Below are 24,795 nucleotides of genomic sequence, written 5' to 3'. Positions count from 1 at the left end.
TTGTACTCCAAGTAATTGCAAATCCTGTTATATATTGGATGTTTTATCAATTCTTGTTTAATCTTTTAGTCAAGTAAAATCCCAACCCAGCAATTGAGCAACCTGAGCCGGGAGGGTAACTGGATTAAAGGGTTTGAGTATTACACCTGCGACTTGATACTGTCGCAAAATTTGCGAATCCAACCATCGCGCTTTCGCACTGAGCAAGACTACAGGAATAGCTTGAGTTTCTGGATGATTTCTTAGTTTATTCATAAACTCAAAACTAGCCAGATCGGGGATTGAGATATCTAATACAATCGCATCAGGAGTATGGTGTACTGCATTCTGCAATCCTTCTAATGGAGAATCTGCTGTCACCACATTCCAACCAGCTAAATCTTGGAGGCAAAATTTTACTATCTCACGGACATGCAGTTCATCATCAATGAGCAATATCGTTTTACCGATTATATTTACCTCCTCTAGCATGTTCATTTTATTTCATATACCTTTCTTAGTTACAGATAAAAGGTTTTATCTGTAACCAAAAAAAATACATTATAAAAATAAAAAACTAATAAAGATATAGATTTTGTTACCAAACTTAACTATTAATCGTCCCACCCCAGAATCTCACTAACTTCGTTGCAAATAGAGGTGGGTTCAAAAGGTTTGGTGATAATCCCGGCAATTCCCATCTGGGCGAAACGGGCGCGATCGCTCCCTTGGACTTTCGCTGTTAACAGAATCACTGGAATCCCTTGGGTTCCTGAATTTGCCTGAAGTTTTTCGTAGACTGCAAATCCGTCCATGTCAGGCATAGAGACATCAAGCAGAATGGCATCAATAGGTTCTGTCTGGGCGATTTTTAATCCTTCTGACCCCGATGCAGCTGTCAGGGTGTCCCATCCTCCCAAATCTTCTAAACAAGCTTGCACTAATTCGCGGATTCGTTCTTCATCATCCACAATTAACAATTTTTTTGTCATTTGTCATTTGTCATTTGTCCCTTAATTATCCTCCCCTGCTCCCCTGCTCCCCTGCCCCCCTGCCTAATTTATCGGCAATGGCAGAGTGAAGAAAAACGTGCTGCCAACACCAAGAGTACTTTCAGCCCAGATTTGCCCACCGTGCCGATCAATAATACTACGACAGATTGCCAATCCCAATCCTGTGCCGCCTTTGGTGCGAGAATCAGAGGCATCTACTTGCTGAAATCTTCCAAAGATTGCTTCTAACTTATCTGCTGGAATACCTCGGCCTCGATCCGTTATTCGGAATAGCGCGCGGTCTGTTTGCTGTTGGACACTGAGGGTAATAGTAGAATCGGCAGGGGAGAATTTAATCGCATTACCTAACAAATTAGTGAGTGTTTGCACAATAGCATCAGCCGCCGCCCAAACTTGAGCATTGGTAGGGTGGATCTCAAAGGTAATATTTTGCTGATTGGCGATCGCTTGCACTACAGCTACTGCTTGTTGAATTAAATCAGCCGCATTGCAGGTGGTTTTTTCTAAGACAGCTCGATCCGATTCTAAGCGTTCCAAATCGAGAATATCGTTGACAAGACGCACTAAGCGATCGCTATCGATGGCTGCAATCTCAATCATCCGCTTGAATTTGTCTGGTTTTTTGTCGTAGATACCAGTTTGTAGTAAACCCAATGCTGCGCGAATTGCAGTTAAGGGAGTGCGGAGTTCGTGACTAACGATGCCAATAAACTCACTCTTAATCAAATTAATCTGTTCTAGTTCAGTGATATCTTCGGCAATACCAGCAATCCGAACTAACTCGCCTAGTTCATTTTTGATCGGAAATGCGCGATCGCGAATCCAACGGATTGAACCATCAGGGCGAATAATGCGATATTTGTTATCATATTGCCCTGTTCTGAACTTTTCAATGAATTCAATTTCGACGCGCTGACGATCTTCTGGGTGAACTGCATCTAACCAATTTGAATGGTTTTGATACAAGTCCTCACAACTTCTTTGCCAGATGGTTTCATAAGCATTGCTCGCATATAGAACTTGTTGATTGCGAATATCTTTGATCCAAAATATTGCTTGGATGTTTTCTGCCATCTGACGAAACTTTTCTTGGCTCTCGCGTAAAGCTTCTTCGATGCCTTTGCGCTCAGTGATATCTTGGTGAACTGCAACCAAAACGTCGCCGTAGTCCGGATGCCTGAATACAGAAGTCGTCACATTGCACCAAAATGGTGTACCATCTTTTTTAAGATTCTGGACTTCGTAGGTGGCTTCAGTATTTTGTAAAACGGCAGACAAAGTGGCTTGATTTACATTTTTAGTAGTTACCGATTTGGTGACACAGTTCACAATCGAAACGTGTTGACCGTTGAGTTCACCAGAGTCATAGCCAAACATCTGCTCAAATTTCGGATTGGCATAGACAATGATTGCATTATCAATTCTCACTAAGCAAATGCCTTCGCCCATATTTCGGGTGATTACAGCCTGAAGCTCTAGTTGATGAGCCTGTTCTAAAAGTGTGAGTTGGGTTTGTTGCTGCTCTATAACTGTTTTTCGCAGGCGATCGTTCGTCTCTGTGAGTTGTGCAGTACGTTCTTGCACCCGTTGCTCAAGTTCGGCATTGAGTTGTTGCAGGGCAATTTCTGCCTGTTTGCGCTCTGTCAGTTCTGTTTGCACCTGTTCAAACAAATCTGCTTGCTGGATCGCAATGCTTACCTGCGCTCCTAACTGCTGCAACAGAGAAATTTCTGAAGATTTCCACTCACGAGGAGCCGCACATTGATGAGCTGCCAGTAATCCCCACAATTCATCTCCTACGGAAACAGGAACGACCAGATTTGCCCTCACCTGGAGACTTTCCAAAAATTCAACGTGACAGGGACTAATTCCAGCAGTATAAATATCAGCTTTCGCCGTGACTAAGCCTTGTTTAAAGGGTTCGACATTCTCTTTACCAATGCAAGGGTCATGAATCTGGAGTGGTAAAATTGGCATCCATTCCGGTGCAACAGACTCAACAATCGTAGTTCCGCCCCAACCTGGATAAAATTGGAAGATTGTGACGCGATCGCACTCTAGAAATTGCCGCACTTCATCGACAGTAGTTTGCAAGATATCTTGTAAATTGAGCGATCGCCGGATGCGCTGGCTGATCTCCATTACTAAGCGCTGTTGCTCAAATTGATGTTGCAGCGTTTCTTGTGCTTGTTTGCGCTCGTCAAGAGCCATCCGCAGTTGCTCGGCATTTTCTTGAGACAATTGTTGGTTGAGTTGTTGAATCTTCCGTCTGCTGTACTGAAGATTGCCTGTCACCAGGTTAATTATCAAGGCAACTAGTAGGAAAAAACCTAGCCGTAATATATCTCCTGGTTGATTAATCCTCAGTTGATATTGAGGGGGAATTAAGTAAAAATCAATTGCTAGTGTGGAAAGGACAACTGTAACGATCCCTGGTCGAAAGCCACCATACCAAGTACTTACAATAATAGCTATATAGAAAAAAGCACCAATGGTTTGGGAAAGAAGCGGTTCTAGCCAGAGTGACAGCAGCAGGGCGATCGCAGCTGAACCAATAGCAACACCGTACTTCAATAATTGCTGATAATTTCTCATCATGCTTAACTTTTCCCTGCCTGAGAGCGCCAACGCGTTCTTTGAATGCGGCTCAGTACCCGTGTCACAAGTTCTGGCCCTAGCACTGGCTTACTTATAAAATCATCGGCTCCGGCAGCAAAAGCTTGCTGAAGAAATTCTGCTTCGGTATGGGCTGTAACTACTAAAATCGGTAAATCTCCCCACTGGGCATCCTGGCGCACAACTTTGCACAATTCTAACCCGTTGACTATCGGCATTTCTAAATCTAGCACCACCAAATCAGGAGATGTTGCAATCAGCACCTTCCAAAATTGTTGTGATTGAGAGAGGGTGATTACTTCCAGTCCCCAAGGAGTTAACAACGCCGATAATCCAGCCAGCATTACAGGGTCATCGTCTACGATTAAAACTTTGGCTTCGGAAGTTTGAGGTTGAGGTAAGACACGAGCGATCGCCTGAAAAATCTCCTCGGTTGTCGCTGGTTTATGCAAAAATTGTCTAGCTCCTAAACGCGATACTTTCAGTCGATCTGCTAGGCTATCTCGTCCGGTAAAAACAATTACTGGGATATTTGGCGATCGCTCTACTATCTCGCTCAACAATATTAATCCGTCTTCCTCTGGTGTTGTAAAACTTAAATCTAGTAAAACTGCGTCAGGAGTTTTTAAGGAAAAAAGCGATCGGGCGGTTGCTAAGTTTGGTGCAACCTTCATCCTGATTCCCCATGAATCGGCTCCTGCCTGCAACTGCTCCGTCAGCATAGTATCATTATCGATTACTAAAAGACGATAAGTTTGCTTCATCGGAACGCTTGGAGCAGTGGAAGTGACAGCAGGCTTGGTTAACTCTTGCTGTAATGCTGTTACCAGTTGCGAGAAATCAGAGATTTGCTCTGGAGATAGCGAGGAATCTTCAAGCAGCAAATGTTCTATTTTCTGTCCGAGCCGGGAACCTTCTGGATAACCGAAAGACCCCATTGAGCCTGCTAGCTTATGGGCTTCACGCAATGCATTCTGCTGTAAATCTTCATTTAAATTTCCTGCCAAGAGTGCAGTTTTTGCTTGCTCCAGCACTGCAACCTGTCCAACAAAGGAATTACGAAATCGCTCCAGCACTCGATTTACAGAAGTCATATCTTTAGGGCCGGGTTTTTTCTTTCCATCTTGATTCTTTTCCCCAACAGAGATGGGGCGATTAGGTGCAGGCTTGAGGCGATAGCCCATACCATATACTGTTTCTAGAAATTCTTCTGCTATACCTGCTGTTTTCAGTTTCTTGCGCAAGTCTTTAATATGAGTCGTAACTGCATTTTCAGTCGGTGCATCCCCAAATCTCCAAAGCCGATCTAGAATCACTGCACGACTAAAGATCCGGTCTGGGTTTTGCAAAAACAACTCCAACAGTTTGTATTCTGTGGCTGTAAGGAGAATTTCCTGGTCATTACAAGTTACTCTGCCGGCACTTGGATCTAAACAGAGATTTCCCCAGGTTAAGGTAGATAATGAAATCGCCCCATTGCGTCGTAATAAAGAGCGAATTCTGGCTAGTAATGCTTCTGGGTCGAAGGGTTTGATGACGTAATCATCTGCTCCAGCATCTAACCCCGCCACAATATCTGCATTAGAATTTTTCCCTGTTAACAATAGAATAGATTTACGGTAGCCTTGCGATCGCAGTTGCCGACACAAGGTAATCCCATCCAGTTTCGGAATTAGCCAGTCCAGCAAAATCAATTCATATTCAGTCGATAGCGCTAGTTCTAATCCAGCTTGTCCATTGCTTGCGATGTCGATAGTATAATGATTTGCACTCAACAACTCGAAGAGTGCTGTACTCAGTAATACGTCATCCTCTACCAACAAAATTTTCATAAGTTGTATCAAAAGAAGATGCTTATGACACCTTCGCGATCGTAGGACACACCCTCTGCGTAGTTAAACTTTTGTTTAATTTTAATATATTGTTACAAACAATACAACAAGTTAATTTAGATTTTGCAGTCTGACATATTTGTTTATAAAGCTTAATAAACAACGTAGTACTCCTTTTAACCTTGATTATGAGAAATTTATCTAATTATTTTTTCTGTAAAAACTTAGAACCCTCATTAAATCTTTAGATTTATAGATTATTTTTTGAAAGTCTCAATTATGCTCTAGAAATTATGCAATACCTATACTATCTGGCCAATGCTAGTCTGACACTGCGGGTTGTGGAATATTTTAGTAGGAATGACTTTTCTCTGGAATTTATTACTGTAATTAATCAATTTCATGGTTGGATAATCAACGCCAAAATTAAATCTTTTATATCGGAACAAAAAGATAAAGATATTAAAGCTTTCTTGAGCGAAGTGGGAATTGTTTACTCACCACCCGAATTCGTTAGTAATGTTCTGAGCAGTTTGGAAGCTGGAGAATCAGCAATTAATGTTATGGAACGCTATAAGGTAGCAGTAGTTTCTCATGGTAGACCGCAGCCTAATGAGATTGAAGTATTTCGACAAAGTTATATCCGTGGATTGGGCTACTGTCCGCCAAACTTAGCTTGACATAAACTCAGACAACTACAGACTCAAAACTGCCATCACCGGCTTATATCTGTGTCAGTGCATTCGTACTATATATTTTCTGTTTGATTTCTAGCCAGTTGTAGGTGAAGCGGTGACGCTTGTGCTGCATCCACCTTAAGGTGGTTGGGAGAGCGCGAACGTCAACAACTGGCCATTGGGTGGGATTTTGAGATGGGAATTAATCCCTTGTAGAATTTTCTCAATCTCCCTGTAACCCTGTTGATATATAAATTAAAACTGCAACAGAAAAACTTTGGATGCCAAATTGCCAAAAGCACTCAACACAATAGACTTCTTAAATAAACGCTATATATATTAGGATGATCGGCTAAATTTGCAATCATACTTTGTATGGTAGTTCTGCACGCACTTTCAGATTTCATCGACTGCGATTTTGCGATCGCTGACTCATCTTGTAGCTATTGGTACGAAGGGCGTTGTCCGCAAAGTGGCGATCGCCTAAAATTACCCCGCACTTCAATGTCCGAAGCGATCGCCCACGGACTAATACAATATCTTGCCAAGAATGACTGTTATTCTCGTGAAGGGAAGATGTATGGAATCCTATTGGTTGAACTGCCTAATGGCGAACAACGGGTATTAAAAGCTTTTTCTGGTCTTTTGAATGGTTGCAGTGTGGTTGAGGGCTGGGTTCCACCAATTCCGGGACGAGATGAAGTTGCTTTCGAGGAAAGCCGTACTTTGACTGAGTTGGACGCGATTAAGCAAGAAATCATTACCTTGAAGCAACTAACCGAACGCCAGCAGTATGAAATCCTGTTTAATGACTTTGAGCAGCAGTTACAAGCAATGAGCGATCGCCATCGCTATTGCAAACATCAACGACAGGAAAAACGTCAGCAAATCTGCAATACACTCACTCCCGAAGCACTCACCGTTGCCCTTGAACAACTCGACGAAGAGAGTCGTCAGCAGGGAATTGAGCGACGACAACTTAAACGCCAGCAAAATGCCGTATTACACCCTCTCCAGCAATTAATTGCAGCAACGGATGCGCGAATTAGCGAACTGAAACAACGGCGCAAAGCACTTTCCCGTCAATTACAAGCTCAAATGCACGCTAGCTATAGCCTGACTAATTTTTCCGGGCGATCGCAATCATTGCAACAATTGATGCCAGGAGGTTCGCCCACTGGCACAGGAGACTGTTGTGCCCCAAAGCTGCTTCATTATGCGGCAACACATAATCTTAAACCCCTAGCAATGGCAGAATTTTGGTGGGGTGAGTCTTCCGTAAATCAGGATAAAATTCCGGGAGAGTTTTATGGAGCCTGTGCCGAGCGATGTCAGCCATTAATGGGGTTTTTACTCTCAGGGTTAAGACCTAACCCCCCAGCCCCCTTCCCTGCGAGGGAAGGGGGAGTAAGAAGCCCCTCCCCTATCAGGGGAGGGGTTTGGGGAGAGGTCACTTTACCGATTATTTATGAAGACGAATGGTTGATTGCTGTCAACAAACCTGCTGGATTACTTTCGGTACCCGGTCGTTATCGCGATCGCCAAGATAGTGTCTTGAGTCGCTTACGTCATTTCTTACCTGATGGTATGGCGCTTATATCTGTGCATCGTTTAGATCGAGAAACTTCCGGGATTTTGTTGTTGGCATGCGATCGCCAAACCCATCGGCAACTCAGTCAGCAGTTTCAGCAACGCCAAGTTCACAAGGTTTATGAAGCCATACTTTCCGGTGTTTTGACAATTGAGCAAGGTAAAATTGAACTCCCATTATGGGGAGATCCCGAAAATCGGCCATATCAAAAAGTTGATTGGCAGCACGGTAAACCCAGCTTGACTCACTTCCAGGTCATAGCGAGAGAAGGAGACTACACCCGCGTAGAATTTACGCCACTAACAGGACGCACTCATCAGTTAAGGGTTCATGCAGCTGATGCGCGAGGACTTGGGATAACTATTTTAGGCGATCGCCTTTATGGATGCCGTGCAGTTACTAGTCGGTTACATTTGCACGCCAGAGAACTTAGCTTCAAGCATCCGCAGTTAGGAAAAAACTTGCATTTACAATCAATTCTGCCCTTCTGACGCATTAACAGACATCATATTACTCCTGAATTCTGCTGTATATTAGCTTAATTCCTTGAATCCCAAGAAACCCAAAGAGCTAAAGCTACGCTTTTTCTTTCCTAACAGCTAGCCTATTGCTTTTTAAATTTGTATGTGATAATTTCTGCTTGTAGTTAATTCAACGGTTATCCGACCGACTTATAGTACTTACAGAAATTAATATAACTGCTAAGAGGCTTCCTAATAAAAATATCCAACTACAAATGATTGTGGGACACTCCACAAAATTGGATGATTGATTTCTTGGAAATCCCTAAATGAGAGGTAAAGACGAGAGTGCTGGAGTTTACCTCTAGACTCTCATTCTTGTCTTCTCCTTTTATAAAAGGAGCAGAGGAGAAGTTGCAGTAAGTTTTTCCCTCTGCATCTCCCCACCTCTGCCTCTTGTGTCCAGTCCCCAATTCCCAATTTGGCGATCGCAAATCTAAAATTCAAAATTGTATGACTAAAGTATTCATTCTCGATGCCAACAAACAACCGTTATATCCAGTACGCATCAGCCATGCTAGGCTGCTATTGTCACAAGGTAAAGCTACTGTATTCCAGCGATATCCTTTTACTATCATTTTGAAGGAGTCCCTTTCTCATCTAAAACTTGAGCAACTTGGCTTCAAGATTCATCCTGGTATTAAAATAAATCGTAATTCGTAATTTGTAATTCGTAATTAGTTAATCTTAGTCGCCTCCTAAACAGAGGAATATAGATGACGAACCACGCTATTTTAGAACCGTTACCAGAAGACCAATGGTTTATTGAGAGCCAAGAACTACGCTCCTTTGTCGCAACAGTGCGGGAAATTAGCGCTAGTACTGTTAGCGATCGCACACAAACTCTCGCTAGACTAGAACCCTATTTTCAAGAACTCCTTGCTCAACAGGAATGGCTACCCCAAAAGTTTGCCCAAGTCAATCCCGAAAGCCGGATGGGTGGCGGTATTGGTCAATGGCTGCTTTATCGCGCTAAAGACCGTTCGCTGTCGGTATTCAGTTTGGTGATTCCCCCCGGTTCAACGACTCCCGTCCACGATCATTTAGCCTGGGGATTGATTGGTTTATACAAAGGTAATCAAGAAGAAACAGTCTACCGCCGTGTAGATACGGGTGATACCGAAGGACACGCACAATTACAAGTAACTGAAGTGCGATCGCTTCAACTAGGGGATATCTACCGTCTCTTACCACCAGATGGTGATATCCACGCCGTCAAAACCACATCCCAGAGCGCATCTGTATCCATCCATATTTTAGGTAACGATACTGGTTGTATTTTGCGTCACCAGTTCATCCCAGAATCTCACAGCGTCAAATCCTTTCGCTCTGGATATTCCAACGCTCCCTGTAAAGAAGAAGAAAAAGAATATGTCCAGTTACATTAGACCACAGCCCCCTGTATTCGAGCGAGTTGAAGACGAACGCCTCCACCGCAAGCAACGTCTCGCCGCTGCTTTTCGCCTGTTTGGTAAGTTTGGCTTCAGTGAGGGAATCGCAGGCCATATTACGGCTCGCGATCCTGAGTTTACAGACCATTTCTGGGTCAATCCATTCGGGGCATACTTTGGTCATATCCGAGTTTCTGACCTGATTCTAGTTAACAAAGAAGGTGAAGTGGTTAAAGGCAATGCTGAGGTAAACCAAGCTGCTTTCGCCATCCATTCTCAGATTCATGAAGCTCGACCTGATGTCATCGCAGCGGCTCACGCCCATTCACTTTATGGTAAAGCCTGGTCTAGTTTGGGGCGTCTCCTTGACCCCTTGACTCAAGATTCTTGTGCTTTTTACGAAGACCATGCCCTATTTGACGATTTTACAGGTGTTGTTTTAGAAACTTCTGAAGGTCAGCGATTGGCGCAAGCCTTGGGGCCAAAGAAGGCCATAATCCTACGTAATCACAGCATTTTAACTGTGGGACATACAGTCGATGAAGCTGCCTTTTGGTACATTAGCTTAGAGCGATCGTGCCAAGGGCAACTGCTGGCTGAAGCTGCGGGTAGACCCACTACTATCAAACACGAAACAGCCCGTTTAACACAAACTCAAGTAGGGTCACATGTAAGTGGGTGGTTCAGTTTCCAGCCGCTTTACGATCGGATTGTGCGCGAAGAACCCGATTTACTAAATTAGTGCTGTGTTTTTTGGCATTGGCATAATAGGCGGGGAAGTTTCCAGTTAACCCACTTCCCGCTATTGTGATGTCAACTAAACCTAAATTTATTTATATACTCCGGTAAACCTATAAGTTTATAGTATTGCTATAGCTCAGAGAAATCATTTTGATGATTAACCAAATTTTTCGCCGTTTTATTGCCAAGTGGATATCGTTGATAAAATTCAGAAATATCCCATTTAACAACCAACATAAATTATTCTTTTCTTCTCCTTTACCAGTAGTAGGGGCTTTTGTTACAGGTCTTTGTCTGAGCTTGCTATTTGCTGCTTGTGCATCGACACCTACTGTTAATGCCCCTAATCCCAATGCCACATCTCAGGGGAATTCTACTTCCACTAAAGCAACAGTAGTCAGATTTGGCTATCAAAAATCGACCATTTTGCTGAGAACTAGGGGTGTTTTAGAAAAGCGTTTGGCACCAGAAGGAATAACTGTAAAGTGGACTGAATTTCAAGCGGGGCCACAACTACTAGAAGCGATGAATGTGGGTAGTATTGACATTGGCCCTGTGGGAGAATCACCGCCAATCTTTGCCCAAGCAGCGGGAGCATCACTAACTTATGTTGTTGGTACTGCTGCTAGTCCGGCTGGTTCTGCAATTCTTGTTCCTCAAAATTCGCAAATTCAAAAAGTTACTGACTTGAAGGGCAAAAGAGTTGCCTTTCAAAAAGGATCTAGTGCCCATTTATTGTTAGTCCAAGCTTTAGAAAAAGCCGGATTAAAATATACAGATATTGAACCTAAATATTTGGCTCCGGCTGATGCTCGTGCTGCATTTGTGAAAGGAAGTGTAGATACCTGGGTAATTTGGGACCCATTTTATGCAGCGGCTCAAGAGGCGACTAAAGCCAGAGTCCTGATTGATGGCACAGGAATTAATAAACAGGGAGGATATTATTTGATGACTCGCAAATTTGTCACTGAAAATCCCCAAACTGTCAAGGCAATAGTGGAGGAAATTAAAAATCTTGAAGAATGGTCTAAACAGAATCGAGAAGAGGTAGCAAAAACCCTCGCACCTGTGTTAGGAATTGACTTGGAAACGATGAAAAAAGCAACTAACAGGCGGACTTTTGGGATTGTACCAATTGACGACAATTTGATAAATCTACAACAAGGTGTTGCAGATACATATTACAAATTGAAGTTAATTCCCAAAGAAATAAATGTGAAGGATGCAGTGTTGACAAAAGAAGAATATGCTGCTTTCTCACCAAAAACTTAAATTAGTACAATGAATCGGCTGTAGGGGCATAGAGATGTATGCACCTACAGATGAAATTGGTATTAATAGCAAATTTGAAAATGTAAATCTTGGAATTGATTATGACTAATCCTACAGAACTACTGCGATCGCGCTACGGTGAAATTCCCTTCAATCCCGAAATTGCATGGAATGATTCGCTAACGGCACTACTATCTCACCGTTCAATTCGGTCTTATCTAGCCGATCCTTTACCACCGGGAACTCTGGAATTGCTAATTGCAGCCGCCCAATCTGCATCTACTTCCTCGAATTTGCAAACCTGGAGTGTGGTAGCAGTCGAAGATCAACAGCGGAAAGAAGAGTTATCCAAGCTGGCGGGAAACCAAGCACATATTAAGCAGGTTCCTTTATTCTTGGTTTGGTTAGCAGATTTGGCGCGTCTAAGTCATGTTGCTGACAGTCGCGGCATATCTCATGATGCGCTGGAATATTTGGAAATGTTTGTGATGGCAACAATTGATGCAACGTTAGCGGCGCAAAATGCCGCAGTTGCAGCTGAGTCGCTTGGTTTAGGAACAGTATATATCGGTGGAATCCGAAACCACCCGCAAGAGGTAGCACAGATATTGAATTTGCCCTCCTCTGTATATGCTGTATTTGGGCTGTGTGTGGGCTATCCAAATCCTGAAGTAGAAGCGGCAATTAAGCCAAGGTTGCCCCAGTCAGCTGTGCTGCATCGTGAAACTTATAAATTGGCAGAGCAAGAAGAAGCGATCGCTCACTACAACGACATCATCAAAGAATTCTATACTGAACAAAAGATGAATGTTCCTGGCGATTGGTCAGAACACTCAGCCCAACGCATCGCTACTGTAGAATCATTGAGAGGACGCGATCGCTTGCGTGAAACTCTCAATAACCTTGGCTTCAAATTGCTGTAAATAAGAAAATCAAGATTATGGATTTGCAACTCCGTGGCAAAGTCGCCTTAGTAACAGCTGCTAGTAAAGGTTTGGGCAAAGCTACAGCGAGGCAATTTGCCCGTGAGGGTGCAAAAGTTGCCATCTGCGCCCGCAGTGAGTTAATTGACAAAACCGCTGCGGAGATTGCAAACGAAACAGGTACAGAAGTGCTATCTCTGCGTGCGGACGTTACTAGTCAAGAAGATATTGAACGAGTAATTAATGCCACAGTCGAAAAATTCGGCGGGTTGGATATCCTCGTTACCAACGCCGGCGGCCCACCTGCTGGCACTTTTGATGATATCGATTTGGCAACTTGGGAAACTTCGATCGACTTGACTTTGCTGAGTGCGGTACGTTTGGTAAAGTACGCTTTACCTCACTTACGCCAATCTACTGCACCAGCAATTCTGACTATCACCTCAACCTCAACTAAACAACCAGTCCAAAATCTGGTTTTATCTAATTCCATTCGATTAGCAGTGATTGGTTTAACGAAAACTCTTAGTCAAGAACTGGGTAGCGATAAAATTCGCGTCAACAGTATTCTACCAGGCTGGACATATACAGAACGGGTAGAAGAATTGATCGATGCCCGCATTGCTAAAAGTGGTGAAACGAAAGAAGCAGAAATTGCTAGAATCAATGGGACAGTCCCTTTGGGCCGTATGGGGACACCAGAAGAGTTTGCCAATGTTGCGGTATTTCTGAGTTCACCAGCAGCCTCATTTGTGAATGGAGTCATGCTGCAAGTAGATGGCGGAATTATTCAAAGCACATTTTGAGCGGCTTGATTGAGCGAACAGGAGTCAGGAGTCAGAATTCAGAATGAATTCTCTACGACTGGCGTATAGCACACCGGTAGTGAGTTAGGACTTACGCAACATAATGAAAAAACGAACCGCCATCGCGCAGCGTCTCGTAGAGAAGGACGCAAAGGACGCAGAGAAATAAGAGTTTTAGAGAGTTATCGCGTAAGTCCTGTGAGTCATCCAGCGTCGGGAAGTTTTCCTCCTGCCTCACTTCGACTAAGCTCAGTGACCACCTGCCTCCTGCCCCCTGCCTTCCTCGATATAAAACTAACTTTGACTACTTTCATCATTTCTTCAATTGTTCTAAATAGACAGCAACCACTATCATAATGCTGTTACATCTTTGTTAAGAATAGTTACAACTTCTTAACACAAGGAAATATTTTTTATGGAAGTCTCACTTGAAAAGAATGCACCACATCGGGTTGTTGTCGTTGGTGGCGGCTTTGGTGGACTGTATACAGCAAAAGCTTTGAAGAAAGCAAATGTAAATGTTACTCTCATTGATAAACGTAACTTTCACCTATTTCAGCCGCTTTTATATCAAGTTGCCACAGGTACGCTATCACCTGCTGATATTTCTGCACCATTGCGATCTGTATTCAGCAAAAGCAAGAATACAAAAGTGTTGTTGGGAGAGGTAAATGATATCGATCCAAAAGCGCAACAAGTTATTCTGGGTGATGAAGTAGTACCTTATGACACATTGATTGTCGCTACAGGTGTTAACCATTCCTATTTTGGTAAAGACAACTGGAAAGAATTTGCTCCTGGCTTGAAAACTGTTGAAGATGCCATAGAAATGCGTCGCCAGATATTTTCGGCATTTGAAGCAGCAGAAAAACAAACCGATCCTGAAAAACGCCGTGCTTTGTTGACTTTTGTGATAGTCGGGGGTGGGCCTACCGGTGTAGAATTATCCGGCGCGATCGCAGAATTAGCATACCAAACTCTCACAGAAGATTTCCGCAGCATCAATACTTCAGAAGCGAGAATTGTACTATTGCAAGGTGGCGATCGCATCCTCCCACACATTTCACCAGAATTATCGAAAGTAGCAGCAGAATCTTTGCAAAAGTTGGGTGTGGCTGTCTACACCAACACCAGAGTGACAAATATTGAAGGTAACATCGTTACTTTCAAGCAAGGCGATGAATTGACAGAAATTACCTCAAAAACTATCTTGTGGGCAGCAGGTGTTCAAGGATCGCCTATGGGGAAAGCCCTAGCAAAAAGTACAGGTGTAGAGTGCGATCGCGACGGACGTGTGATTGTAGAACCGGACTTGTCTATCAAGGGTTATAACAACATTTTTGTAGTGGGAGATTTAGGCAACTTTTCCCATCAAAATGGTAAACCCTTACCTGGTGTTGCACCTGTAGCCAAACAACAAGGAGAGTATGTAGCTAAACTCATTAAACGCAGACTTAAAGGTGAGACTTTGCCAGAGTTTCGTTACAATGATGTGGGTACTTTGGCGATGATTGGGCAAAATTTAGCTGTTGTAGATTTAGGCTTAGTTAAACTCAAAGGTTTCATTGCTTGGCTCTTTTGGCTAGTAATTCATATCTACTTCTTAATCGAGTTTGACACTAAAGTGGTAGTAGCAATTCAGTGGGGATGGAATTATATCACTCGTAATCGCCGCTCTAGATTGATTACAGGTCGAGATGGTTTTGTAGAAGGAAAAACTGTTAGCAAGAGGGTGCAACAGCCTTCTGGGACACCTCTGTAACTTCAGGGATGACACGCGATAGGACTCATATCGTGTCCTGCTAAGACTTATCATTTAGACCGCAGGGGGCAGGGGCGCAGGGGAGCAGGGGAGCAGGGGAGCAGAGGAGCAGGGGGGCAGGGGGGCAGGGAGAAAGAGGCTGTGTCGCAAACGCTGTGAACCCTTTAAATTATTTACTGTCGTAGCTGGCGATCGCCACAATCGTAGATAAAGGAACTTCCGCAAAATACTGTTGCTGAAATTGTTCTTCTCGAACAGCAGCTAAAAATCGTGCAACTGCTTCGTCAGCTAGGTTTTCGGCACTATCGTTTGGATTCCAGGTAATTTGTAAAGAACGGTCTTGTCGTTGAACTGTGAACCCTAAGTATTTTAAGGCTTTGATTCCGACAAGTAAGGTTTGGTCGCTGATGCCGATTTTCTCTAAAAGTTGTCCGCGGGTAACTAGTTGATTTGTGCGACTGAGATATTTGGCAATTCCGACAAGAGTCAACCAAATTTGATTAGGTGGTTGATGCTTAGGTTTAGACCAAGCGATCGCTAATTGTGGATGATTGTCAAGCCCAGACGTAGAGCGGCTGATCGCCAAACATCGCCGCAACCACATACGTAAATCATCCCAATTCGTGGGACAATCTTCAATAATTAGTCCTGAATGTTGAGTTGCTGAGTGTTCCTGATTCCGTAAGTCTAGGATAAAGGGTGTTAGCGCTAGCGGGGCGTTGAGTGCTGAGTTAGCAGAAGAACGCACAGCAATCAATCTAATTTCATAACGTTTTTTGAAGGTGTTGTAGTCTAGTTCTGCTATGCAATCACACCTTCCTATGGGCAATTCATCTTTGTAGTGTCCCCACCATAAGCCAGGAAAAGCACTTCTGCTAGAATCATCCCGAATATCAAACTCAGCTTTAATGTACTGTACCTTTTTCCCTTGCCAATCCTGCTGATTGCGATGCCAAGAATTTTCAAACCAGCAGTTTTGAATTAGCAATTTCGGAACAGGATTACCCATTCCACAAGGTTCTAGCAGTTTCAGTTCCAAAAATAACTCTTTCCCCAAGTCGGCTACTGTTACCGTCAAGTCTGCTTGCACAGTTGGCGTTAGAGTTGTACTACCTAAAGATTGCCGCAGCTGCTGATTAATCGCCGCTGTAAATAAAGGAATATTCTCCACCAACAAACTCAAACCAGCTGCAAAGGGATGTCCCCCAAAGCGATGTAACAAATGTGCTTGTTCTTTCACCAGCTGGTATAAATCAACAGAATTCACCGAACGAGCGGAACCCCTTGCAAGCAGAGGGGCAGAGGGGCGGAGGGGCAGAGGAGAAGAATTGCTCCCCTGCTCCCCTGCTCCCCTGCTCCCCTGCTCCCCTGCTCCCTTGCTCCCTTGCTCCCCTGCTCCTTCTGTACTCAACAAAATCGTCGGGCGACCTGTTTCTTGTGCTATCTGTCCAGCGACTAAGCCCAATACACCCGCAGGCCATTGTGCATCTTCTAGGACAATAACGCTGGTGGTTGATAAATCTAGTTGAGTAAGTTTTTGCGCCACTTGTGCCTGCACATCTTTTTGTAAAGATTTGCGGCGGGCGTTGGCGAGTTCTGTAACTTCGGCCAGTTCGTTACAACGTTTGACATCCCGACTAGTTAATAATTCCACGCAAAAACTGGCATCGCCTTGGATGCGACTAACGGCGTTAATTCTTGGCCCCAAACCAAAAGAAATATCTGTGGGGCGATCGCCACTTTTCTGGCACAATTCTAATAATCTTCCTACCCCTGGCCGCCGCCGTGCTGCTGCTGGCTGTTTAAAATCTTCTTGCAGTCGTTGAATTCCCATCTGTGCTAGGTAGCGGCAATCTCCACTTAACTGCACCAAATCGGCAATTAATCCAACTGCAACTAAATCTAATAAATCTTCTAACGGATATTTTGCAACATTGGGCAGAGTTTGATATAGCGCTTCCACCAACTTATAGGCTACCGCCACCCCAGAAAGATTAAATAACTGATGTTCTTTTGGAAAATAGCGAGGATTGATAATTGCTGCGACAGGTGGGCGTTCGGCTGGTAAGGTGTGATGGTCTGTAACTATTACATCTATGTCTAGCTGTTTAGCATAGATAATTTCCTCAACATTTGTGCTACCTGTATCGCAAGTAACTATTAATTTGCAACCTTGTTTTGCTAAGTTCTCAATTCCTTGATTATTAAGTCCGTGGGATTCTTTCAGACGATTGGGAATGTAGTAAATTAACTGAGTATTTTGAGCATAAAACTGTCCCAATCCATCCCAAAATACCGATGTAGCGGTAATGCCATCGGCATCGAAGTCTCCCCAAATGGCGATTTTCTCTTTAGTATTATATGCTTGCTGCAAGCGTGCGATCGTCAGATGCATTTCTTGTCCAAACTCAAAGGGACCTGCTGGTTGATAAACTTTATAGTTGATAAAAGCTGTTAATTGTTGACGATCTTTAATACCTCGTTGCCACAACAACTGCGCTGCATACAGTCCATTTGATGCAGGTGTATACTGTTTCACTGCTTGGATAAACCATTCTGGTGGTTGTTCAGTTGCTGTTATAGTCCACTGCTGTTGTTCTGGCATACAAACAAAGTTAGGATTTAGAAGTTAAAACTCTTCAAATACAATGATAATTTGTAATTCCGTTGAGTTGACTTTTAGAAGATTGAAGAAAGCTTCTAGGAATTGCTCAGATAATCTAGTCATCAAACTGAAATTCTAATTCTACCTCTTGAATAGAGAAAGTTTCATCTTTGTGACTATGAATGTGAGAAAGTGTAAAGTTTTGTAGCTGAATAGCGATTCCCCGATCCCTACTCTCCGCGATTGTTTAATTAATTTTAACTACTCAACTTAGCAGCACCAAAAGTAGCATTGAACTTGCGACACCAGATAGCGACAGATTTGTAATCTGCTAAATTGATATTGTTAGGAATAGAATATGTTTGAGCGCCGCTATATTTTTTTAAGGGGGCAAGAATGATATAATCTCCATTTTTTAAAGAATAAGCTGGTGGCTTAGTTGAACCGATTACATTATCTGAACGATGCAAAATTACGACTAAATCCGGGCCTGATTCCGAGGTTTTAAACGATTCTCCAAGCTCTAGAAATGATTTACTATCTTTGGTAGTAATACTGACTGTTCCTTCAGTTGTCTGTTCTCCATAAACAAAAGTACCTGACTTTTGAGATTGTACCAAAGGGGTTAAAGACTTCGCCGGAGTTGAAGATTTTGGAACAGATGTATTCACTGCGATCGCAACTTTTTTAGATCCATTATTTGATACTTCTCGGACACAGCTAACCATGACGAGAGAAGACAAAATTAGTATTAATAAATTTCTGAGTTTCATAATCAAGAAGATAGATTTTGAATTGAGCTTTAAACTAATTATTGCTTACAGAATTAGTCTAATAATGATGGATATCTATTGATATAAACGCTAGGTTTTGGCAATGATAATATTTATTACTTTTATTTTGATTTGCAACTTGTGAGCTAAATCACACTAGCAACCTCAGCACTGAAATAAAATTCCATTTATGCATAAAATATTATACACAAAATGATGGAATTACTTCAACTAATGTTGGTGCTAGGTACAGTAGTTGGTATTACAGACGGGAACACAATTTTGGTTAAAGATAATGCAGGACAAACAACTATAGTCAAGTTAGCGTGTATTAATGCACCAGAGGCAACTGACAAGCGCTATGGTTTAGCAGCAACACAAAGGCTAAAACAGCTATTACCACCTCAAACTCCTGTCGTGATTAGAAGCACAGAACAAATTAAAAGTGGTCGCCCAGCGGGTGAAGTATTTGTAGATAATCGGTCAGTAAATCTGCTATTAGTAGAGTCAGGTAATGCCGTCGTTGACCAAGAGTCTTTACAAAATTGCTATGAGAGCAAAACCCAATTTTTAATTGCAGAAGCCAATGCTAAAAATAAGCATTTGGGTTTGTGGCAACAATCAAAATTACAATTGAAGTTACATACCAAGTAAGCGCTGACATTATCAATTATAATAAGCTGAAGCAATTTTAAAACAATACAGTTGAGAATGAGCAACAAAACCCTCATGTAGAGACGCGATTTATCGCGTCTTGAAAGACCAATTATCTACACCAATAACCCTTAACTGAATCGGATTAAATTTTAGAATCGCTGCACTTATTTCATTGTTGCATTTTTAATATCACCAATCAACTCATCAATCCTTGATTGAGTAGTGTTCCAAGAACACATAAAACGCACTCCTCCTACACCAATAAATGTATAAAACTGCCAGTTATTGGCTTTTAAGCTGTGAATTACTTCTTCAGGTAATTTTACAAATACGGCGTTGGCTTCTCTAGGAAACATCAAGTCAACACCTTCTATGTTTAATAGTTGATTTTCTAAATATTCAGCACATTGATTGGCATGTCTAGCATTTTTTAGCCAAGCACCAGTTTCTAATAAACCTAACCAAGGAGCCGAAATAAATCGCATTTTTGAAGCTAGCTGGCCTGCTTGCTTGCATCGATAATCAAAATCTTCTGCTAGCGCTTTATTGAAGAAAAGAATGGCTTCACCTAATGCCATTCCATTCTTGGTACCACAAAAACACAATACATCCACTCCAGTTTTCCAAGTAATTTCAGCAGGGCTTTTATTCATAGCGGCAACTGCATTTGCAAAACGAGCGCCATCCATGTGAAGTTTTAAGTTATATTTGTTTGCAACTTTTTTAATACTTAAAAGTTCTTCAATAGAATATAAAGTTCCTAATTCAGTTGATTGCGTAATGCTAATAACTTTAGGTTTGGGATAATGAATGTCAGTACGTCTGGTGACAATTGACTCTATAGACTCTGATGTTAATTTGCCATTCTTACCGTGAGCAAGTAACAATTTAGAGCCATTAGATGCAAATTCCGGTGCGCCACATTCATCTGTTTCTATGTGAGATGTCTCATGGCAAATGACGCTATGATATGACTGGCAAAGAGCAGCTAAAGATAAAGAATTTGCGGCTGTACCGTTAAAGGTAAAAAATACTTCACAATCAATTTCAAAAAGTTCCCGAAAATAATCTGTTGCTTTTTGAGTCCATTCATCATTTCCATAAGCTGGAACACTACCTTGATTTGCCCTAATCATATATTCCAGTGCTTCAGGACAAATACCAGAAGAATTATCACTTGCAAACTGTTCTAATTGGCTACTCATAATTTCTATTTTGATTTTTAACAGTAATTGTTACAATTTTAGTAAATAATTTTTGACTTTGCCAAATCCATTGGCGAGTAATGACTATTAATCTTTCCAATTATTTAATAATTCTGCTAAGTACAATAACTTTGGATAGCAGTAAGCTAATTTTTTTATAACCCTAGTTCATAATTAATGAAAAACAAGGTTTGTGACTTATAGAAAAAATAGCGAGTCTGAATCTTTTGGTTTTCACAACTTAAATTTGATTTTTCTATTTTGTATCAACCTGAATCGTTATAAAGTTAAGTAGGATATTAATAATATATAAATGACTTTGCTGATGTCTACAGAAAACTAAAATCTTATTTTCACATCACTGAGATGTTTAATTACTACGGTGTCTTCCTCAGCTTTGGGTTGAGGGTACTTTGAGACGATAAACATCGCCAGTAACTAAATATTATGCTAAAAAAATAAAGTTTGCTAATCAGAATGCTAATTATCTACTTATAATACACTATACAATGTCCTACCAATCACCATCAAATCACTATTGGGCATATTTGTCCTTTGTTAGTTCTCAGTAGTCATTTGCTTATTTTCTACTGACGAATGACCAACGATCGATGACCAATACTTCGGCTGCGCCCTTCGACTACGCTCAGGACAAGCTCAGTACAAGTGACTAATAACTAATGACTGAACCATTGATTGAACTGAAAGGTGTTTCTAAGTCCTTTGGTAGCCATAAAGTTCTAGATAATGTAGACTTGACCATTTACCGGGGAGAAGCACTGGGTATTATTGGCCCATCAGGGACTGGGAAATCAACTATTTTACGAGTAATAGCGGGGTTACTTAGTCCCGATGAAGGAGAAATTTATGTGCAAGGGGTGCGGCGAGAGGGTTTGATTGAGGATGGCGGCCAGCAGGTTGGCATTGGTATGGTGTTTCAGCAGGCGGCCCTATTTGATTCGCTGACAGTGGAGGAAAATGTAGGATTTTTACTTTATCAAAATTCAAAGCTGCCGCGATCGCGCATCCGAGATTTGGTAAACGAAAAATTGGAGATGGTAGGCTTGCCAGAAATAGGCCACCTCTACCCAGCCGAACTTTCCGGGGGAATGCGCAAACGGGTAAGTTTTGCCCGTGCGATTATGTCTAACCCTGATAATCCCAATGAAGGGCCAGAAGTTCTACTATACGACGAACCAACGGCCGGACTAGACCCCATTGCCTCGACAGTCATCGAAGATTTAATCCGCCACTTGCAATGTTTACATGGAGTTTGTAGTACTTATGCTGTTGTTACCCACCAGGACAGCACTATCCGCCGTACATCTGATAGACTTATATTTCTCTATGAAGGTAAAGTGCAGTGGCAAGGTACAGTTAGTGAAATATACAACACAGAACATCCCTTGATCAGACAATTTATTAGTGGAAGTGTTCAAGGCCCGATTAAAGTCGCCGGCTAGAAACTTAAAAGCCAGGAGTAAAGAGTTAAATTTAACTACTAACTCCTAACTTTTAACTCCTAATTGGTTATTGGTTGTTGGTGGAGGCAAAAAAATGCGAGGTCTTATGACAAGTCGCTTCGCGTCTGGGCGAACATTTAGAGAAGGTTCTGTGGGGTTATTACTCCTGCTAGGACTAGGGGTATTTGGATTACTCTTTCTGTGGTTAAATAGATTTACTGCTGCTGGCCGTTCATACAAAATTATTGTAGAATTTGCCAACGCTGGCGGAATGCAAAAGGGAGCAGCAGTTCGCTATCGTGGGGTTAAGGTAGGAACTATTTCCCAGGTTCGGCCAGGGGCAAATGCCATTGATGTAGTGATTGAAATTGCCCAAACTGACCTAATTATCCCCCGTAATGTAGTGGTGGAAGCTAATCAAAGCGGATTAATTAGCGAAAGTATTATTGATATCACACCAAGAACAACCTTACCTCCTGGGGTTGTGACTGCTAAACCCCTAGATAAAAGTTGCGATACCAGCCTCATAGTGTGTAATGGCTCTCGGTTAAAAGGTCAGGTTGGCATCAGTGTTGATGCACTAATTCGTAGTTCAACTGAGTTAGCTGGTGCATACAACGATCCAAAATTTTATAGAAATGTCAATAGGGTTCTAGAAACTACTACAGGCGCAGCATCCAGTTTTACTGAGCTAAGTCAGGATTTACAAGGTTTGACCAAAAGCTTACAACTACAACTTACTACCTTTTCCGCTACCGCTAATTCAGTGCAACGGGCGACAAACCAACTTAATGCATCCGCAAATCAAACAGTCAATAAATTCGGTGCAACTGCAAATCAAGCAAATCGATTACTGAACAACCTGGATAATTTGTTGACAACAAATCGTTCGACGCTGGTTGGTGCGTTGAACAATATCACTGAAACCAGCAACCAATTGCGTGTTACAGTCAGTAGCTTATCACCATCAGTCAATCGATTGACTCAAGGACAATTACTCAACAATTTAGAAACGCTTTCAGCAAATGCAGCCCAAGCCTCAGCTAATTTACGTGATGCTTCTAAAACCTTAAACGATCCAAAGAATGCGGTGTTGCTGCAACAAACTTTAGATTCAGCACGAGTAACCTTTGAAAATACCCAAAAAATTACATCTGATTTAGATGAATTGACAGGCGATCCTAATTTCCGTAAAAATCTGCGGCAATTGGTGAATGGTTTAAGTGGTTTAGTATCTTCCACACAACAGATGCAGCAACAAGTGCAAGTTGCTACTACTCTAGATTCGGTAAAAGCTGCTGTAAGCAAACCAAAGAATCTAATTCCTACCCCAGCACCAACCCAACAAGCGATGTTTAATGACAAATCGCTATCAGTCTACGAAATTAATCCCTCAGCGGCTAATTTTGCAAGTACCGACACCGACCTTCAACCAACTCCTAGTCCGTCTATCCCGAACTCATCTCAAGAAAACCTTTTGAAGCAGCTGCGGGAGTACGGCAAGCAACGGGAGCAACTGGAGACGGAGAAAGAGGCAATACAGGTTGACCCTTCAGCTTCGCTCACTGCTGACCCTGAGCAAAGCCAAACTGTTGAAAATTTTAAGTAAGATATTTTACTGTCAGGTGAATGTATTGAAGCTCATCGACACCACTTGCTATAACCTTGAAAGGTGTCGATTGTCTGCATAGTAGAGTTTTCAGGCTGCAAAACCCATTGCTTATTGATACAGCAGATTTCAAGGAAAGTGAGGTACACAAGCTAATTCTGTTACCCAGATATAAAGCGTGTTTTAATCCTGAATTCTGAATTCTGCTGTATCTTCCAAAACTTAAATAAATTTGCTCCCATTCATGACAGCACCCGCTTTTAAGAGCGAATTAACATTGGGTCATAAATTTGAGACTCTTGCACCCCATAATTACACAGAATAGACCTAGCTATATCTTGCTCGCGATCTGTGCCACTAACAATAAGTATGTAATTGCCTTGCTCTATTTGCTCATTATAAAAGCGTGCCCACTCATCTGCTATTCCTAACCTCATAGCGTCAAAGCGTTCACTTAAATTAATGCCTGTTGGCACAACCAATTGAGAAAAGTCTTTGCAAATTAAGGAAATCTGGTTTACTGAAAAACCTGCGATACACATATCCTTAATTGCCGCTTCAGCATTATCTATGCTATTAAAGCAACTAACACTATACTTAGACATCATCCCACTTTTATTAGGAATGGTAGTAGCAGAAGTCGTTGTGGTTAGAGAATTTGTAGTTTCATATTCACTGTTGAAATGTTCGTAAATACCAAACTCTTCAATACCCCAACGCTGTAGTATTTCTTGTACTCTAGCAATTTCAAAAGATGTACAATCCACGATTATTAAATAGTGTCCCTCCTCTACTCGCTCGTTATATGCTCTAGCTTGCTCTGACGACATTCCCCAACCAACTAATGCACCAGCAAAAGTCCCAGTGGCAGCACCAATACTTGCCCCAACAAGGGTTGTAACCAAAGCAGTTGCTGCCGCCCCAGCCAGCATTATTGGGCCAACTCCAGGGATTGCTAAAGTCCCAAGACCCACTAATAAACCGGTTAACCCACCAACAGCGCCTCCTGAAAGCCCTCCGACTGTTGCACCTTCGTCAGCTTTATCACCAGTGTCCTCTTTAACTTTATTATCGGCAATTTCATGATTGCGATCTGAATTTTGTACAAGTATAGATACTTTCTCCATCGCCAAGCCAGAAGCTCTCAACTCATGTATTGCCTGCTCTGCATCTATCCGATGAGTAAATACGCCTACAGCACGTTGATATTGACTTAAAACCATAATTACTCCTTGGTCGCAGGGGAAAGATTAATCACTGACAAAGTTGATTCTTCAGTACTTGTTATATTAAATACGAGTTGGTTCAATTCAAAACTATCCTTAGTAATAAAATATATTCTTTCGCTCATGAGGTAGG

The 24,795-nt window shown here is 42.1% G+C and carries 20 protein-coding genes; 12 read left to right on the top strand and 8 right to left on the bottom strand.

Annotation, left to right across the window (positions count from 1 at the left end; translation table 11 throughout):
- Positions 1-69: 69 nt before the first annotated feature.
- The 4 genes from AC1F2U_RS10215 to AC1F2U_RS10200 all read right to left on the bottom strand — a co-directional run bounded on the left by AC1F2U_RS10215 (position 70) and on the right by AC1F2U_RS10200 (position 5,440).
- Positions 70-477: a response regulator gene (locus tag AC1F2U_RS10215; protein WP_480261001.1), complete on the bottom strand. Its 408-nt coding sequence runs from the start codon at positions 475-477 to the stop codon at positions 70-72.
- A gap of 116 nt (positions 478-593) precedes the next feature.
- Positions 594-971: a response regulator gene (locus tag AC1F2U_RS10210; protein WP_480261000.1), complete on the bottom strand. Its 378-nt coding sequence runs from the start codon at positions 969-971 to the stop codon at positions 594-596.
- 63 nt (positions 972-1,034) lie between these two features.
- On the bottom strand, positions 1,035-3,590 hold the full coding sequence (locus AC1F2U_RS10205) for an ATP-binding protein (RefSeq protein WP_480260999.1): 2,556 nt from the start codon (positions 3,588-3,590) through the stop codon (positions 1,035-1,037).
- Between the two features lie 2 nt (positions 3,591-3,592).
- On the bottom strand, positions 3,593-5,440 hold the full coding sequence (locus tag AC1F2U_RS10200; RefSeq protein WP_480260998.1) for a response regulator: 1,848 nt from the start codon (positions 5,438-5,440) through the stop codon (positions 3,593-3,595).
- A gap of 293 nt (positions 5,441-5,733) precedes the next feature.
- On the opposite strand from AC1F2U_RS10200, the gene AC1F2U_RS10195 reads away from it, so the two are divergent.
- From AC1F2U_RS10195 to AC1F2U_RS10155, 9 genes are all read left to right on the top strand, one after another.
- On the top strand, positions 5,734-6,120 hold the full coding sequence (locus tag AC1F2U_RS10195) for a hypothetical protein (RefSeq protein ID WP_480260997.1): 387 nt from the start codon (positions 5,734-5,736) through the stop codon (positions 6,118-6,120).
- A gap of 372 nt (positions 6,121-6,492) precedes the next feature.
- Positions 6,493-8,199 (top strand): RluA family pseudouridine synthase, encoded by a 1,707-nt coding sequence (locus AC1F2U_RS10190; protein ID WP_480260996.1) that lies wholly within the window; start codon positions 6,493-6,495, stop codon positions 8,197-8,199.
- Between the two features lie 483 nt (positions 8,200-8,682).
- Positions 8,683-8,892: an RRXRR domain-containing protein gene (locus AC1F2U_RS10185; RefSeq protein WP_292812782.1), complete on the top strand. Its 210-nt coding sequence runs from the start codon at positions 8,683-8,685 to the stop codon at positions 8,890-8,892.
- 53 nt (positions 8,893-8,945) lie between these two features.
- Positions 8,946-9,617, top strand: a complete 672-nt coding sequence (locus AC1F2U_RS10180; protein WP_480260995.1) for a cysteine dioxygenase family protein — start codon at positions 8,946-8,948, stop codon at positions 9,615-9,617.
- A complete protein-coding gene (locus AC1F2U_RS10175) occupies positions 9,601-10,362 on the top strand; it encodes a class II aldolase/adducin family protein (RefSeq protein ID WP_480260994.1) in 762 nt (253 codons plus the stop codon). The genes AC1F2U_RS10180 and AC1F2U_RS10175 overlap by 17 nt, the downstream gene beginning before the upstream one ends.
- Positions 10,363-10,514: 152 nt before the next feature.
- Positions 10,515-11,633, top strand: a complete 1,119-nt coding sequence (locus AC1F2U_RS10170; protein WP_480260993.1) for a sulfonate ABC transporter substrate-binding protein — start codon at positions 10,515-10,517, stop codon at positions 11,631-11,633.
- Positions 11,634-11,734: 101 nt separating this feature from the next.
- Entirely contained in the window at positions 11,735-12,556 is an 822-nt protein-coding gene (locus AC1F2U_RS10165) for an NADPH-dependent oxidoreductase (RefSeq protein ID WP_480260992.1), read from the top strand.
- A 17-nt stretch (positions 12,557-12,573) separates the two neighbouring features.
- The gene (locus AC1F2U_RS10160) at positions 12,574-13,362 is read left to right on the top strand and encodes an SDR family oxidoreductase (protein WP_480260991.1); all 789 of its coding nucleotides are present in this window, start codon (positions 12,574-12,576) and stop codon (positions 13,360-13,362) included.
- Between the two features lie 415 nt (positions 13,363-13,777).
- Complete coding sequence (locus AC1F2U_RS10155) at positions 13,778-15,124, top strand: NAD(P)/FAD-dependent oxidoreductase (protein WP_480260990.1); 1,347 nt, start codon at positions 13,778-13,780, stop codon at positions 15,122-15,124.
- A 169-nt stretch (positions 15,125-15,293) separates the two neighbouring features.
- Here the strand turns inward: AC1F2U_RS10155 and AC1F2U_RS10150 are convergent, their stop codons facing one another.
- A complete protein-coding gene (locus tag AC1F2U_RS10150) occupies positions 15,294-17,729 on the bottom strand; it encodes a single-stranded-DNA-specific exonuclease RecJ (RefSeq protein WP_480260989.1) in 2,436 nt (811 codons plus the stop codon).
- Positions 17,730-17,986: 257 nt separating this feature from the next.
- The gene (locus AC1F2U_RS10145) at positions 17,987-18,502 is read right to left on the bottom strand and encodes a DM13 domain-containing protein (RefSeq protein WP_480260988.1); all 516 of its coding nucleotides are present in this window, start codon (positions 18,500-18,502) and stop codon (positions 17,987-17,989) included.
- Positions 18,503-18,715: 213 nt separating this feature from the next.
- Between AC1F2U_RS10145 and AC1F2U_RS10140 the strand changes: the two genes are divergently transcribed.
- Positions 18,716-19,156 carry a thermonuclease family protein gene (locus tag AC1F2U_RS10140; RefSeq protein WP_480260987.1) on the top strand — a complete coding sequence of 147 codons (441 nt, stop codon included), beginning with the start codon at positions 18,716-18,718 and terminating at the stop codon, positions 19,154-19,156.
- A 167-nt stretch (positions 19,157-19,323) separates the two neighbouring features.
- Here AC1F2U_RS10140 and AC1F2U_RS10135 read toward each other — a convergent pair whose 3' ends face one another.
- Complete coding sequence (locus tag AC1F2U_RS10135) at positions 19,324-20,364, bottom strand: threonine aldolase family protein (RefSeq protein ID WP_480260986.1); 1,041 nt, start codon at positions 20,362-20,364, stop codon at positions 19,324-19,326.
- 680 nt (positions 20,365-21,044) lie between these two features.
- On the opposite strand from AC1F2U_RS10135, the gene AC1F2U_RS10130 reads away from it, so the two are divergent.
- Together AC1F2U_RS10130 and AC1F2U_RS10125 are read left to right on the top strand one after the other, a co-directional pair.
- Positions 21,045-21,827, top strand: coding sequence for an ABC transporter ATP-binding protein (locus tag AC1F2U_RS10130; RefSeq protein ID WP_335007175.1), 783 nt, complete (start codon positions 21,045-21,047; stop codon positions 21,825-21,827).
- 94 nt (positions 21,828-21,921) lie between these two features.
- Positions 21,922-23,436: an MlaD family protein gene (locus AC1F2U_RS10125; RefSeq protein WP_480260985.1), complete on the top strand. Its 1,515-nt coding sequence runs from the start codon at positions 21,922-21,924 to the stop codon at positions 23,434-23,436.
- Positions 23,437-23,696: 260 nt separating this feature from the next.
- On the opposite strand, the gene AC1F2U_RS10120 is transcribed toward AC1F2U_RS10125, so the two are convergent.
- On the bottom strand, positions 23,697-24,659 hold the full coding sequence (locus tag AC1F2U_RS10120) for a hypothetical protein (protein WP_480260984.1): 963 nt from the start codon (positions 24,657-24,659) through the stop codon (positions 23,697-23,699).
- Between the last annotated feature and the right edge of the window lie 136 nt (positions 24,660-24,795).

The organism is Nostoc sp. LEGE 12454 (genome assembly GCF_056620565.1).
Note: the sequence above shows the minus strand (reverse complement) of the source record. Positions and strands in the feature narration are given on the sequence as shown.

What these genes read in the sequence shown, in the direction of transcription:
- AC1F2U_RS10195 (WP_480260997.1), top strand. Translation starts at nt 5,734, where the DNA reads ATGCAATACCTATACTATCTGGCCAATGCTAGTCTGACACTGCGGGTT.
- AC1F2U_RS10185 (WP_292812782.1), top strand. Translation starts at nt 8,683, where the DNA reads ATGACTAAAGTATTCATTCTCGATGCCAACAAACAACCGTTATATCCA.
- AC1F2U_RS10120 (WP_480260984.1), bottom strand. Translation starts at nt 24,659, where the DNA reads ATGGTTTTAAGTCAATATCAACGTGCTGTAGGCGTATTTACTCATCGG.
- AC1F2U_RS10145 (WP_480260988.1), bottom strand. Translation starts at nt 18,502, where the DNA reads ATGAAACTCAGAAATTTATTAATACTAATTTTGTCTTCTCTCGTCATG.
- AC1F2U_RS10165 (WP_480260992.1), top strand. Translation starts at nt 11,735, where the DNA reads ATGACTAATCCTACAGAACTACTGCGATCGCGCTACGGTGAAATTCCC.
- AC1F2U_RS10215 (WP_480261001.1), bottom strand. Translation starts at nt 477, where the DNA reads ATGAACATGCTAGAGGAGGTAAATATAATCGGTAAAACGATATTGCTC.
- AC1F2U_RS10130 (WP_335007175.1), top strand. Translation starts at nt 21,045, where the DNA reads ATGACTGAACCATTGATTGAACTGAAAGGTGTTTCTAAGTCCTTTGGT.
- AC1F2U_RS10180 (WP_480260995.1), top strand. Translation starts at nt 8,946, where the DNA reads ATGACGAACCACGCTATTTTAGAACCGTTACCAGAAGACCAATGGTTT.
- AC1F2U_RS10210 (WP_480261000.1), bottom strand. Translation starts at nt 971, where the DNA reads ATGACAAAAAAATTGTTAATTGTGGATGATGAAGAACGAATCCGCGAA.
- AC1F2U_RS10155 (WP_480260990.1), top strand. Translation starts at nt 13,778, where the DNA reads ATGGAAGTCTCACTTGAAAAGAATGCACCACATCGGGTTGTTGTCGTT.
- AC1F2U_RS10205 (WP_480260999.1), bottom strand. Translation starts at nt 3,590, where the DNA reads ATGATGAGAAATTATCAGCAATTATTGAAGTACGGTGTTGCTATTGGT.
- AC1F2U_RS10140 (WP_480260987.1), top strand. Translation starts at nt 18,716, where the DNA reads ATGATGGAATTACTTCAACTAATGTTGGTGCTAGGTACAGTAGTTGGT.
- AC1F2U_RS10135 (WP_480260986.1), bottom strand. Translation starts at nt 20,364, where the DNA reads ATGAGTAGCCAATTAGAACAGTTTGCAAGTGATAATTCTTCTGGTATT.
- AC1F2U_RS10200 (WP_480260998.1), bottom strand. Translation starts at nt 5,440, where the DNA reads ATGAAAATTTTGTTGGTAGAGGATGACGTATTACTGAGTACAGCACTC.
- AC1F2U_RS10190 (WP_480260996.1), top strand. Translation starts at nt 6,493, where the DNA reads ATGGTAGTTCTGCACGCACTTTCAGATTTCATCGACTGCGATTTTGCG.
- AC1F2U_RS10175 (WP_480260994.1), top strand. Translation starts at nt 9,601, where the DNA reads ATGTCCAGTTACATTAGACCACAGCCCCCTGTATTCGAGCGAGTTGAA.
- AC1F2U_RS10150 (WP_480260989.1), bottom strand. Translation starts at nt 17,729, where the DNA reads ATGCCAGAACAACAGCAGTGGACTATAACAGCAACTGAACAACCACCA.
- AC1F2U_RS10160 (WP_480260991.1), top strand. Translation starts at nt 12,574, where the DNA reads ATGGATTTGCAACTCCGTGGCAAAGTCGCCTTAGTAACAGCTGCTAGT.
- AC1F2U_RS10170 (WP_480260993.1), top strand. Translation starts at nt 10,515, where the DNA reads ATGATTAACCAAATTTTTCGCCGTTTTATTGCCAAGTGGATATCGTTG.
- AC1F2U_RS10125 (WP_480260985.1), top strand. Translation starts at nt 21,922, where the DNA reads ATGCGAGGTCTTATGACAAGTCGCTTCGCGTCTGGGCGAACATTTAGA.